Here is a 14,204-nt window from a genome sequence, read left to right as displayed (position 1 = left end):
CGCTTTTTTTTGTAACTTATGTACAGCATAAAGTGTGATAATCATGATCTTGACAGCCAGAAATCTTGTCAAAAAATATAAACAACGAGCAGTCGTCAATGATGTTTCTCTGGAAGTAAAGCAAGGAGAGATTGTAGGGCTTTTAGGGCCAAATGGTGCCGGGAAAACGACTTCTTTTTATATGATCGTAGGGTTGATCCAGCCACAAGCGGGAAAAATATTCCTCGACGATAATGATATTACCCGTATGCCAATGTACCGAAGAGGTCAGCTGGGGATTGGTTACCTCGCGCAGGAAGCATCAGTATTTCGCAACCTGACGGTGGAGGATAACATCATGGCTGTACTGGAAATGGGCTCTTCACTTACTAAAGCAGAGCGCCAGCATCGCGTAGATCAACTGTTGGATGAGTTTAGTATCAATGAGATCAGACGAAGCCCGGGAAAAGTACTTTCCGGTGGCGAACGCCGTCGCACTGAAATTGCCAGAGCCCTGGCCGTCAACCCTAAATTCATCCTGCTGGATGAGCCTTTTGCCGGCATCGACCCGATTGCCGTGGAGGAAATCCAGCACCTGGTCATGAAGCTGATCGAAAAAAATATCGGCGTGCTGATCACCGACCATAATGTGCATGAAACCCTGAATATCACAGACCGGGCTTACCTGCTATATGACGGTAAACTCAAGCTGTCAGGCACTGCCGAAGAACTGGCATCCAACCCGGAAGCGAGAAAGTTATATCTTGGTGAAAACTTCCAACTCAAGCGGTAATGTTGTTACTGGTTCATAAAATCGCCCACTGGATTCTCCGACGAAGGATTGAGTATATCGAGAATTTTGTGCTGAATCCCGCAGAAACTCAACATCGGGTTTTCCGGCATCTGCTGGAAAAAGGCAGAGATACCGTGTTTGGGAATACCTATGGATTTCCCCACATTCAATCACTGGAAGACTTCCGGAAAGAAGTTCCGATCAGTACATACGAACAACTGTTTCCCTATATAGACCGGGCATTTAAGGGTGAATCTAATATCCTTTGGCCGGGCAAAGTCCACTGGTTTTCCAAATCTTCGGGCACAACCAACGATAAAAGCAAGTTTATCCCTCTTACTCAGGAGTCTCTGGATGATTGCCATTATCGCCTCGGGCAGGATATGCTCGCAATTTACCTCAACAATAAGCCCGAAAGTAAGCTGTTTACCGGAAAATCGCTCTCCATTGGTGGCAGCCTTTCTGAAAACCCCAACAACCGGTCTATCCACTTTGGCGATGTGAGCGCCGTTCTTACCGAAAATCTCCCTCGGTTTTATGAACTGGTGCGCACGCCGGGAAAAAATATTGCCCTTATGAGCAGTTGGGAGGAGAAAGTTGTCGCCATGGCCCGCGAGGTAATGCATGAAGATGTAACCAGTCTCGTCGGTGTTCCCACCTGGACGCAGGTGCTGATTTATAAGATCTTTGAACTCCTCGAAATGAAGGACCACAACCTGCTGGAAGTATGGCCCAATCTGGAATTATTTCTCCATGGCGGAGTGAGTTTTGATCCGTACCGGGAACATTTCAAGACCCTGATTCCCTCAGATCAGATGACCTATATGGATTGTTATAATGCCTCAGAGGGATTTTTTGCGTTACAGGATGATTCTTCCCGCCATGATCTGTTGTTGATGTTAGATTATGGGATATTCTTCGAATTTATCCCTGTTGAACATCTGGATGAGGATCATCCAAAGACATATACTATCGAAGAAGTAGAAACCAATCGCAACTATGCGATGGTGATCACCACAAACGGCGGTCTGTGGCGTTACATGATCGGTGATACGGTCATGTTTACTTCTCTTTATCCTTTCAGAATAAAAATTACCGGGAGAACCAAACATTTTATCAATGCTTTTGGGGAGGAGCTGATGGTAGATAACGCTGAAAAAGCTATCAGTGAGGCTTGTTTGGTTACCGGTGCCCGGGTGGAAAATTATACGGCTGCGCCCATATTTTTTGATGGTGGCAGCAGGGGGGGGCACGAATGGCTGATTGAGTTTGAAAAAACCCCCGAAGATATCGGCAGATTTGGCGAGGTACTCGATGAAATGCTCAAAACGGTCAACTCCGACTATGAAGCTAAACGCAAGGGAAATCTGGCGTTGGGGCCTCCGGTGATTCATGCACTTCCCTCAGGCTCTTTTATCCGGTGGATGAAAAAAAGAGGGAAACTCGGCGGACAGCACAAAGTGCCCCGCCTGGCCAACAACCGCGATTATCTGGAAGATATTTTGAAAATGGTTGCCGTCGGCAGTTGATCGCTACACAGTAGCAATCAGTGAAAGCCCGGCTTTTACCGTATCGCCCAGCTTTACCTGTGGTTTGCAGGATACGGGCATCAGAATATCAATTCTGGATCCGTACTTGATAAAACCATATTCGGCTCCCTGAGCGACTGTGTCAGATTCTTTGATATACCACCGAATCCTGCGGGCGAGAAAACCTGCAATCTGCTTGTAAGCTACGGTAACCCGGTCATTGGCAGTTACCACATAGGTTTGCTCATTGAGAGAGGAAGATTTGGGGTTGAATGCCATAAGGTATTTTCCGGGAAAATATTTTACCATCTTTACCGTCCCGCCAATTGGATTTCGGTTTACATGCACATTCAGCGGAGACATAAAAATGCTCACCTGAATGACTTTTCCGTTGAAATATATCTGGTCGTCGACTTCTTCGATGACGACGACTCTTCCATCACAGGGAGAAAGAATATGGGCATCATTGGGGGTTATATTCAGATCAGGGTTTCTGAAAAAATTGAATACCAGAAAAACCAGTATCAGTGCGGGGAATAATAAAATATACCCAAGCGTTGTATGCAGCCAAAAACCTACAGCCAGTAAAATCCCTATAACTAACATGGATACCGGAATAGTGGTTTTTCCTTCTTTATGTAACTTTAAGGTCATAATGAATGGTTAGACTACAAATATAAACACCACAGACCATTCCTGAAGCGATAAATTTATTTGAAAATGAAAATTGAACATATTGGGATCGCCGTACAGTCGTTGGATACCGCAGAAAAGTTGTACACCATTCTGCTAAATACTCCTCCTTACAAAAGAGAAGCCGTAGAAAGCGAATCTGTGATCACCAGCTTTTTTCAGGCTGGAGATACCAAAATCGAACTGCTGGAAGCTACAGATGAAACCTCCGCGATAGCCCGCCACATAGCGCGCAGGGGCGAAGGAATGCACCATATCGCGATTGAAGTAGCAGATATCCACAAAGAAATGGCCCGATTGCGTGCAGAAGGCGTGCGGTTACTCAACGAATTCCCCAAAAAGGGGGCAGACAATAAGCTGATCTGTTTTCTCCATCCCAAAGATTGTGGAGGGGTATTAGTGGAAATTTGTCAGGAAATTCGCGAATAATACGAATCTTCGTTTGATCGGATGCGCAATAATCATTCATATTTACAGTTTATTCAGCAGGTTGTTAAATATTGATCCGCCATTTCCCAGGTAAGAATCAACTACTTATTGTAGTCTCTTTCATGAGGATAAAACCAGGGTTTTAGTAGATTTGCAAAAGTATTCTTATGTTACCATGAGCCGACTATTTCCCGCTTTTAAAATATTCCTGATAGTTGCAGTTTTGACCCTTTCGGGCCAGATTTTTGCCCAGGACCCCCAAATACCTCCCCAGTCAAATCCTGCGGGTACCTCCATTCCTGAAAGTCAGTTGCCCGATCTTCAGAATCGTATTCAGCAGCTCCGCAATGCGGGTGTCCCTGACTCTGAAATTCTCAAACGACTTCAGTCTCAACAGGGCGGAATTCCCGGTATCACTCAGCCGCTTTCTCCCGGCCAGGGATCAACAGGCTTGCCTGCTCAGCCAACTATCGATCCGCAAAATGTCCAGTTGGAAGGCACACAGGATGTACTGGATGAAGAAAATGCTGATTTTGACGATAAACCGGAAGAAATTACCCCGGTATTTATTCCGCCAGGGGCCCCCAGCAATATCTTTGGCCACCAGATGTTTCAGGATACTACCCAAAACTTCATCAAATCACCGGCACCTTCTCCTTCCGAAGACTATATCGTAGGGGCTGGCGATAAATTTACCATTACAATATGGGGCTGTTCCGAACTGTCTGAAAGTCTGACCATAGCCGCCGATGGCGCGGTTTATCGTACGTATATTGGCAAACTCTACCTCGCGGGCCTTACTTATAAAAAGGCTGTTTCGATTCTGGAAGAGCGGTATAAAAGTATCGTTTCCTCCTGCTCAAAAATTGAGGTTTTTATGGGACGCAGTCAGCGAACCATCAGCGTAAATATTGTAGGGGAAGTGTATCGTCCGGGAGCCTACCAGATCAATGCGGCTATCCCGGCGTTTAATGCTTTGTTTGAGGCCGGCGGCGTTACCAATATCGGCTCTGTACGTAATATTCTTATCAAAAGAAACGGACGTACAATACAGGTGCTCGATATTTATGATTATCTGGTTAATGGTGAGGATAAACCCATTTACCTTCAGGACAATGACTTTATCTATGTTCCGGTTCAGGAAAAAGTAGTTACTGTTGAGGGCGCTGTCCGCCGGGCCATGGATTTTGAACTGAAAGAAGGTGAAAATCTCAAAGATTTGATCCGGTTTACAGGAGGACTCAACTATGACGCACTTCGCAGCGATGCTCAGATCGCCCGGCTCGAAAATAGCAGAGAGGTGCTTATCAATTTTCATATTGATTCTATTCTTACCAGCCCTAACAAAGATTTCAGAATCCTCGGAGGAGACAAGTTGATTATTCGTACCCTCAATAAAGGCGCCTTTAATATTGTGCAGGTTTTTGGCAACCTCGAATATCCCGGGACTTATCAGTTACTGCCCGGCGAAAGGGTTTCTGATCTCCTCCGACGTGCCGGCGGGCTGGGCATGGATGCCTATCTTGACCGTGCATATATTATCCGGATTGTTCCGACCTCCGATGAAGTCCTTTACATACCTGTCAATCTCAATGGTATTTTTGACGGAGCCAGCCCCGAAAATAATATCGAGTTGCAATATTTTGATGCACTGATGGTCTTTTCCAAATCAGAATTTCGCGACCAGCGGTATATACAGGTAACTGGTCAGGTGCGAAAACCCGGCACTTTTCAGACACATCCTACCATGACACTCAAAGATTTGCTTTTCCTCACCGGGGGCTTAAAGGAGAATGCAGATTTCAATAACGTAGAATTATTGCTGGTTACCAAAGCCGATGATGTATCTGAAACCAACCTTATTCCCGAAGGCGGAGATGCCGGGGCTGAAGTGGTTGAAACATCCGTTGCAGATGAGACGCCCGGCCCCGAAGATCAGATCATCAGACGTATCGCCATCGATAAAAACTGGCAGCAGGATCCTGCTATTGATACCCTGCTCGTTCATGGGTACAATATGCTTCGTATCTACTCAGTGTTTGATTTTATTCACTATAAGTTTATAGATATTGAAGGTGCGGTAAAAAATCCCGGTCGTTTCCAGATATCTCAGGGCATGACGGTAAAAGACCTGCTATATTTGGCCGGCGGACTAACGCAGGATGCAGATGTAAATGAAGTGGAGTTATACCTCGACATTGATCCGGAAGAAATGGGGCTATACGGAACCGGAACAAATAAGCGGGAGATAAGACGAATTCGTATTGATAAAAACTGGCAGCAGGGAAGTATTGTTGACAGCATCCAGGTTGCCGGTTACAAGAAAATGGTCATCCGCTCCGAAAGAGACTTTCTCAGTGAGGGTTTTGTAGAGGTAAAAGGTCTGGTAAACAAGCCCGGGCGGTATGAAGTTCGCCCCAATATGTCACTGCTGGATCTGATCTATATGGCCGAAGGTGTGAAGATGGAGGCTGATTTTGAAAATATCGAACTCTCCCGGATCATAGAGACGGTGGATGAAACCGGTGAAATAATCCCTGTACCCTGGTTGTTGAAAAAGGTTTCTATTCAACAAAACTGGCAGGAAGATTCGCTGCTGGACCAGATCAAGGTCAACTCCTTTGATCAGGTATTTGTCAGGAAAAACCCTTATTTTGAGCTTCAGGAAAGCGTTTTCATTACTGGCGAAGTGATTAATGAAGGTGAATATCTCAAGGCGCAGAAAGACGAACCACTGAGCTCGCTGGTAGGCAGAGCCGGAGGTATTACTGCCCTGGCTGATCTCAAAGGATCTTATCTAAACCGGGAAAGAATCGGGAAAGTGGCTCTGCGACTCGAAAAAGCGTTGCGCCACCCTGGATCAAAATACGATATTCACCTGCTGGAAGGAGATACACTGGTGATTCCTCCAAGACTCGATATCGTGCGTATTTCGGGGAATGTACTCAAGCCCGGCACTACGGTTCTCTTTGAACCCGGTAAGAAGAAACTGAAGTACTACGTAAATCTCGCTGGCGGGTATGACCGCAGAACCCAGCGAAGGATGACGACCGTCTCTTATGTAGATGGCCGGGTAAAACGAACCAAACGGATACTTTGGGTTAAAGATTATCCGAAAATCGATCAGGGATCAGTGATTGAGGTTGCCGTAAGGCCGGAAAGAGAGAAAAAACCTTTTCGCCCCTGGGAAAAGATTCCTATTTCAGAAATCATTTCCACTACTACATCTTTGCTGACGTTTATCCTTTTGATCGATACGATCCGAAATCGCTAGAAAGCATCTGATCTGCACAATATGTTTGAGCAACAACAACTGGAACTGATATTAAACCGGCTGCGCGAATACGGGCAGATACTTCGAAAGAAGAGATGGCTAATTATTGCCGGAGGTTTGGCGATTGGGGTATTTTTAGGATTTTTTGCTTATACATCTGCAGTCTATTTTAAGGCAATCACGATTTTTCATCCGGAGACCTCAGGCCAGCAGGCTGCCGGCCTGAGGGCAAATCCGTTATCTTTTATTCTGGGGGGAAGCGGAAAAGAAGGTTCTGAGGCTGGCTTTATGATCGGGATATTAAAAAGCCGAAACATCACAGAATCGGTGGCAGGAGATACCATCGATTTTCACGGTTCGAGAAAACTTGTGGCAGATGCAGTTTTTGAGGCTTTTCCCAAAAGTATATCTCCGGTTGCGATTTATCAACGCCTTTTTATGAAGTCTCCGCTTCTTCTGCCTCTCGACAAAAAAGTCACCAATGTGGGGCTGTATATGCGGGAAAAAATGTTCATAGAAACCACTGAGGAGGGATTTATCCAGTTTGAATTTTCCTTTGTGGACGAAGAACTGGTCAAATTGCTGAGCGAAAAATGTATGGCCAAACTCGATGAATATTACCGCAACCAGAAAACTGAAAAGGCCAGGCAAAATTATCTCTTCTTCGAATACCGCACTGACTCCGTCAAAAAAGAACTCGATAAAGCCAACCGCGCTGTGGCCAGGTTTTATGATGAATCAAAATTTGGTATAAAAGCCTCCAGTGAAGTTTTTCTCCGCGACCAGGAGGCCAAAATCCAACTGCTTACAGAGCTGTATGTCGAACTGGAAATCAGTAAAGAGCAGGCAAAAGCCCAATACCAGAAAGATACGCCTGTGATTCAGATTCTGGATTTCCCCAATCCACCTTATGAAAAAGAGGAACGTTCGGTTCCCCTTTTCGCTATTCTTGGATTTCTGATTGCAACGATTCTCCTGGTCATCTTTTTTACCAGAAGGCTGTGGATGGAAGATTTGGGGGCCGTGATCCAGGCCCAACTGATCAAATCGCCTCAGGATCAGACTGAAAAAGAATCCACTGAAGAATCAGAAGATTAGAAGCGGGATTTTGTGTTTTTTCTCCATCGAAGCGGGCCCCTTGGACTTGCCCAGAAAAGCGAAACAGAACCACCATACTGGCGGCGCAATGAGCCTACAGATAAAATGCCTTTTTGAAGAGTTATAAAACCATTTACCCGAAGTCTTAACGCAGTCGTAAGCCGCTGCTCTGCGCCAACCATAAACCGGAAATCCCGGTACAGAAAGGAAACGTTATTCTGGGAAAGGATTTCTACTAACGTACTTCCATCCTCCATGTTAAGAGAATATACTTCTTTATATCTCGTCCAAACTTGCTGCCTCAAGCCTACGCCTACCCACACCTGGGTATTGGGGTCCTGTGGAGTTATGAAAAACAGGAAATCCAGCGGAATCATCAATTGATTTTCTGCATCGCGTAAATTGATCGCCTGTACTTGTTGGGTATCGACTGCTATACCGAGCGATTGGACCGTTCCGTTGATAAAATCCCGTGAAGTTTTTTGCTGCTCAAAATCTGATGCTATTCGCTGCCATACGATTCCCGAATTTACACGTAAACGATGGCTGATGGCCCATTCCCCAATTCCTTCTATATGGTAGATGTCTGTATAAGGATTCGCTCGTCGTATGATTTTATTATAAAAATCTGCAGCACTCAGCCTCACTCCAATCTGATAATCCCAATCATTTCCTTTTTTCCGTTTTTTTATAGATTTTTTCTTTTCGAAATCAGGGCCGTCAGTTGAATCTGTTTCCTGAATAAAGGGTCTTGTATTTTTCTGAACAACAAGTGTTTCTTCATGAGTTTCTGAGCCGCTTTCTGAGTCTGTTTTATCAAAAATGGGCACGGATTCATGCGATGGTGAGGGAAGATTTGTTGTTGTAATAGAATGATTTCTGGTGTCCCGGTTCCTCGAACCTAATCCATAAGATATGGCAATCTGTTGATCTGGTATTTGGTGGTTTGCCGAGGCAAGATAGAATTTCTCCAAACAGTCTTCCTGCTCATCGCAACTAGAAGATATTTCGGTGTTAAATGGGGCCAATACCTGCTGGGAGCTTGTGTCCTGTAGCAGGAAAATTACAACTGCTATAGTGGTAATCGGAAACAACCCCAAAAATGCGATGGCCGAGGCGGAATATTTTCTATTCTTAGCCCATTTCGATTCCAGGCTTTCCCATACTTTTTCTGAAGGCACTTCATCAAGCTGAGATAGCTGCTGAATGATATATTGCTCAAATTCGTTTGAATTATTCAGTGGATTCATGACTTTGATTGTTAAGAAATGGACTCTTTTTGTAGCATCTTTTGTAAAAATTGACGTGCTCGTACGTACTGAGAGCGTGAGGTGCTTTCTGTGATATTTAGCAATTCACCTATTTCCTGGTGAGAATACCCCTCTATGGCGTACAGGTTAAAAATTGCCCGATATCCTGGGGGTAAGGTCTGCAACAAGCGCATGATATGGCTGGCACCCAGGTCAGCTATGATATATGATTCGCCGTCGTATTGATGGTCGATATTCAGGTCTTCCTGCCATATATTTTTAGCGTTTTTTCGGAGATAGGTCAATGCGGTTCTGACCATTACCTTATGTATCCAGCCGCCCAATGCTCCGTCTCCCCGAAATTGATGGATGTCTTTAAATACACTGTAAAATCCTTCCTGTAACAAGTCCTCTGCAACTTCCTTCGAAGGCGCATAACGCAGACAAACCCTGAACATTGCTACCCGGTAAGAGTCGTACAGATAACGCTGAGCCTTTCTGTGCTCTTTGATACAGGCCTTTATCAGTACTTTTTCATCTTTAAATGGAGTTTCCAAGTTGGTTTTTCTCCTATTGGTGTATAAATGGCTGTTTTCGCTGCATGGGTTATGCTATAAAGTGGAAAATCTCTGTTTTCCTATAATTGAAAAGGCTCCCTTTCCTGCAAAAAGCAAAAAGGGAGCCTTTAAATATAGTTTTTAAATGCTGAATGATTTTTTTACCTCACCAGCGTAACATTACCTGCATAGTTTTTGTCGCCGATGGAGATGGCGTAGAAATAGACGCCTTCCGGAGCCTTGTTGCCATTTTCATCGGTACCTTCCCAGGTTTTGTTGGGTGCATCGGCCGTGAAAAAGCCTCTGCCCCACCGGTCAAATACCTTCACCGCAAAGGGCTCATTGCCATTGTACTGCACCCGGAAGACATCATTGATGCCATCGCTGTTGGGGCTAAACACATTGGGAATCATCACTTCAGGTATGACCACTTTGTAGCTGCTGTATTCTACCGTTTCGACACAGCCATTGACATCCGTAACAGTCAGCTTGACGGTGTATTCTCCGGGCTGCTCATAGGTATGGGTAGGATTGGCATTTCTCGACACATTGCCATCGCCAAAGTCCCAGAACCAGGACACGGCGTTTTGCGACAGGTCAATAAACCCTACCGTCGCCCCTGGCAAGGATAAGGTCTCGTTGGCTGCGGGCTCGGAGCGGAAATCGGCGAGCATATCTTCGGATACTTCAATGGTAGCCATCGTGATCTCATCGCCACAGCCGCCCACGCCAATGGCCTTGAGCGTTACGGTATAACTGCCCGGCAGTTCAAACACATGGGTGGGGTTGGGCCCGTTGACCACGCCGCTGCCATCGCCAAAGTCCCACTCAAAGCTGATGGCGCCTTCGGCATTTTCCATAAACGAGACCACCAACGGTGCACAACCGCCCGGTGCCGAGGTGAAATACCCGGCCTTGGGGGTCGGGTTGACATCAATGGTAATATCTGCCGTATCAGCACAGGCACCCTCACTGACAATGACGGTGTAAGTGGTCGTCGTATCGGGGCCTGCCATCGGCGTCGCTGTGCCGGCATCGCTCAGACCCGTGGCGGGCGACCAGGTATAGGTCGCATTGCCCAGTCCGCCCGTGGCGGTCAACAGCGTTTCTTCATCACTACAAATCCGGGTGGTGTCGGCACTCACGCCCGCCACGACTTTCGGACTCACTGTTACCAGTACCCGGTCAAAGGTCGGACAGTCCGCCGAAGCCACCGAAGCCTGCACCGTGTAAAGGGTCGTCTGGGTCGGCGAAGCCGTTACCTGGGGCAGGAAAGGCGAACCGCTGATCTGGTTGGCCGGGGTCCAGGTGTACACCACCGGACTGCCGGTGGGGGTTGTCCAGCTATGGGTCGCCCGCAGCACGATTTCATCGCCTTCGCAGATCACGGTGTCGGCACTCAGGGCCTGCACCTCCGGCGTCGGCTTGACCGTGATGACAATCACATCCTGGTCGGAGCCACAACCGAAGTTGGAACTGGCTTCGAGGGTGTAGGTCGTCGTGGTCGAAGGGCTGGCCAGCGGCTGGGCAATATTCGGATTGCTCAACCCCGTGGCCGGACTCCAATGGTAGGTGTAGAACGTCGCATCGGGGTCGCCATCGGCTCGGCCCGGCAGGATCACACTGTCGCCCAGACAGATCGATTCATTCTGACCGGCATCGACCGTCGGCTTGGTATCGACGATCACATCGATCTGATCGCCTTCACTGTAACAGCCATTGGACAATACCACCAAGGTATAGGTCGTCGTCTGCAACGGCTGGATCGTCGGCGTCGCAGAGTTGGGGTTCGAGATCGTTCCCGGCGTCGCCGGGGTCCAGAAGTACTGATAGTTGGGCCCTGCGCCGGAGGCAAAACCCTGCAGCTGAATCTGGTCGCCCACACACATCGCCGTGTCCGGTCCGGCCGAAGCCACCGGCAGCGGATTGACATGTACCGTTACCGTGCTCAGCGTATCGAGGGTCGTGACATCCGAACTACACCCATTCACCGATGTGCCTACCAGCGTGTAGATCGTCGTCTGGGTTGGGCGTGCATACGGATTGGGCACATTCGGGTCGCTCAGGCCCAAAGAAGGCTGCCAGTGGTAGCTGATCGGTTGGGGCGCATGGTTGGTAGCGGCCACACTGCCGTTGAGGAAGTCGCCCAGTCCTTCTTCGCAGAGGAACACATCCGGACCCGCATTCATCCGAGGTTTGGCTTTCACCGTTACCTGCACCGAGTCGATATTGCTCACACAACCATTCACATCATTGACAATCAGGTAGTACACCACCGTGTCGGTCGCCTGGGCCACGTGCGGGTTGGCCGTCGGGTCCTGAACCGCATTGCTGCTCAGTCCGCAGTTTGGCGGGTCGCTACACGTCCACGAGTAGAAATATGGCGCAGTGCCCCCCGTTACCGAGGCGTTGATCAGTGCGCCTCCATCTCCTTCGCAGAACGCCACATCCGCCCCTGCGCTGATCTGTGGACGGCCTTTGACCGTGATTTGTGTGCTGCTCGTCGTCGTACAGCCTTTATACGTTACCGCCAGACTCACCGTACGCACCCCCGGTGTCGTAAAGTCCACACACGGCGGATTGATCAGACTCGAGCTCGGAGGAATCGCCCCGCTGCCGAAGTTCCACACATACGACTGATTCGCACCCACCGGAATTCCGCTATAACTAAACGTGATACACTCATCCGAGCAGATCTCCGTCGTCGAGGTCGTGAAATTGGCCGATGGCTCAGGGATGACTTCAAAAGTTACTTTCGCTGTGTCAGACACACATCCGTTGCGCGTAACGACCACCGATACCGTTTTCACACCCGGATTGAGGTAGCTGACGGCTCCCGGATTCTGGCCGCTGCCTACCGCTGGGTTTGCGTCCGCACCGAAGTTCCATGCATAACTATCCGACACATCTCCGTTATACACAAAGTTGAAGCTGTTTCCGCTCAGACACTGATTGGCTACCGGTGCGATTGAGGGTTGCGGAATACCATGAACCAGAACAGTATGACATTTGAGGTTGGATACGCAACCCTGGTTATCTACCTGAAGGCAGATATTTTTATTTCCGCTTGAGCTCCATACAACTTTATAAGGGCCTTGTCCATTGATCGATTGGTTTTGGACAAAAGTAGCACCACCAAAGCTCCAGGAATAGTTGGCATTTAGCGGGCTGGTACCGGTAAAGGTAAAATAAGCAGTGTCGCCGACACAGACAGATGTAGGGAAAGAAAAGTCAGAGACAGGTACTTCAATGACATTGATCGTCTGGCTGGTAGGTATGCCAACACATCCATTTTTAATTACATTCAGGCTTACAGTATATTGCCCGGGATTGTTATAACTGATCTGGTAAGGTCCGGAATTGGTACCAATTACCGTATTTGCTCCTCCAAAATCCCATTGAAAAACAGAACCCGTGGTGTTGCCGCCGGAGTAGGTAATGGTGGCAAACTGATCTTCACAAACCTGAGAGGGGATCGTAAAGAAAGTTACCGGTAGCGGTTTTACATCTACCGTAACAGTTCCGGTGCGAACGCACCCTGCGGGGTCGGTGGCCGAAACGGTATACGTGGTGGTTGTAAATGGAGAAACTGTAATGGTAGGAGCTGTGCTATTACCGGGAGTCCAGAGGAAAGTATATCCGGGAGTGCCGGCAAGATTCGAAGTCAGCGTCGTTTGTGCACCCTGGCAAATGGAGTTGGGAGATGCCGAGGGGATGACCTGATTCAGACTGATAAAAACAGTTTTTGAATTGAAGATCGCCACGTTGCCGCAGTTGTCGAGAACCGTATCTACTACGGAAATGGTAAACGAGCCCTGAGTGGTAATGGGGGGTGAAGTGATCAGCTGGTAGTCATTTTCGAAAGTTCCACCAACCTGACAGGTTGCGCCGATAACCTGAGTAACCGTATAAGGGCCACCGGGGCCGGTTACGGTAAAGTCGCCCGGATCAACAGAGCTGCAAACCACATTCTCATCAAAGCTGATGCTGATACTGGTAGAGCCGCAAGCAACGGTGGGTTGCAGCATTTCCGGGGGGATATTATCAAAAATCACCGCAGTGGACGGGCTGAAGTCAAGCGTATATCCGGAGGTAGATCCCGTGAAGTTGCTGATGTTTACGACATACGTTTCACCAGCGTTGACAGGGATGACGGGGTTGAATGGATTAAATCCGCCGGGACCCGTTCCATTTGGTCCGGTTGCGCCGGGTGTACCGGAATAGTTACAACTTACTTCAAGGGCAGCATTTGTTGCAATAGCCGCACAGTTGGCGTTGGTCAGGTTATATACTGCCCAGTCATAGTCATCAGACAGTGTGGCAGGAGTAATGGTAAACGCCACATTTCCTGCAGTCTGCGTGGTGAAAATGTACCAGGTATCATTTCTTTCACCTGAAGCGAGGCAGGAGATAGAGGCGGTAATTTCATTGGGATTCAGCCCTTCGTCCTGATAGGAGTTAGGTTGAACGAAGATATTCTGACATACCGGAAGCGCATTGATACAGTCCTGTTCCGGCTGATTGGGAGGTAATTGCGCGAATGCTGTCTGGTAAATCAGAACCGACAGCAGACTGAAAGTAAAGCGTAGATGTTTCTTCATT

9 protein-coding genes are annotated in these 14,204 nt (G+C 47.8%); 5 read left to right on the top strand and 4 right to left on the bottom strand.

The annotated features are described in order from the left end of the window. Positions 1-43 precede the first annotated feature (43 nt). Positions 44-772: an LPS export ABC transporter ATP-binding protein gene (lptB, locus tag R3D00_29620; GenBank protein MEZ4777373.1), complete on the top strand. Its 729-nt coding sequence runs from the start codon at positions 44-46 to the stop codon at positions 770-772. Continuing rightward, a complete protein-coding gene (locus tag R3D00_29615) occupies positions 772-2,301 on the top strand; it encodes a GH3 auxin-responsive promoter family protein (protein ID MEZ4777372.1) in 1,530 nt (509 codons plus the stop codon). Before lptB ends, R3D00_29615 begins: the two co-directional genes overlap by 1 nt. A gap of 3 nt (positions 2,302-2,304) precedes the next feature. On the opposite strand, the gene R3D00_29610 is transcribed toward R3D00_29615, so the two are convergent. Beyond that, on the bottom strand, positions 2,305-2,955 hold the full coding sequence (locus tag R3D00_29610; GenBank protein ID MEZ4777371.1) for a phosphatidylserine decarboxylase family protein: 651 nt from the start codon (positions 2,953-2,955) through the stop codon (positions 2,305-2,307). 60 nt (positions 2,956-3,015) lie between these two features. Here R3D00_29610 and mce point away from each other — a divergent pair, with 60 nt between their 5' ends. From mce to R3D00_29595, 3 genes are all read left to right on the top strand, one after another. After that, on the top strand, positions 3,016-3,423 hold the full coding sequence (gene mce / locus R3D00_29605; protein MEZ4777370.1) for a methylmalonyl-CoA epimerase: 408 nt from the start codon (positions 3,016-3,018) through the stop codon (positions 3,421-3,423). 175 nt (positions 3,424-3,598) lie between these two features. Next, a complete protein-coding gene (locus R3D00_29600; protein ID MEZ4777369.1) occupies positions 3,599-6,697 on the top strand; it encodes an SLBB domain-containing protein in 3,099 nt (1,032 codons plus the stop codon). Positions 6,698-6,718: 21 nt separating this feature from the next. Continuing rightward, the gene (locus R3D00_29595; protein ID MEZ4777368.1) at positions 6,719-7,795 is read left to right on the top strand and encodes a hypothetical protein; all 1,077 of its coding nucleotides are present in this window, start codon (positions 6,719-6,721) and stop codon (positions 7,793-7,795) included. On the opposite strand, the gene R3D00_29590 is transcribed toward R3D00_29595, so the two are convergent. The 3 genes from R3D00_29590 to R3D00_29580 all read right to left on the bottom strand — a co-directional run bounded on the left by R3D00_29590 (position 7,792) and on the right by R3D00_29580 (position 14,203). Beyond that, entirely contained in the window at positions 7,792-9,045 is a 1,254-nt protein-coding gene (locus tag R3D00_29590) for a hypothetical protein (protein MEZ4777367.1), read from the bottom strand. The two genes, R3D00_29595 and R3D00_29590, sit on opposite strands and share 4 nt — an antisense overlap. An 11-nt stretch (positions 9,046-9,056) precedes the next feature. Beyond that, the gene (locus tag R3D00_29585; protein MEZ4777366.1) at positions 9,057-9,602 is read right to left on the bottom strand and encodes a sigma-70 family RNA polymerase sigma factor; all 546 of its coding nucleotides are present in this window, start codon (positions 9,600-9,602) and stop codon (positions 9,057-9,059) included. A gap of 161 nt (positions 9,603-9,763) precedes the next feature. Beyond that, positions 9,764-14,203: a PKD domain-containing protein gene (locus tag R3D00_29580; GenBank protein MEZ4777365.1), complete on the bottom strand. Its 4,440-nt coding sequence runs from the start codon at positions 14,201-14,203 to the stop codon at positions 9,764-9,766. Position 14,204 lies beyond the last annotated feature (1 nt).

It is taken from the genome of Bacteroidia bacterium (genome assembly GCA_041391665.1).
In the GTDB taxonomy this organism is placed as follows: Bacteria; Bacteroidota; Bacteroidia; order J057; family J057; genus JAGQVA01.
Note: the sequence above shows the minus strand (reverse complement) of the source record. Positions and strands in the feature narration are given on the sequence as shown.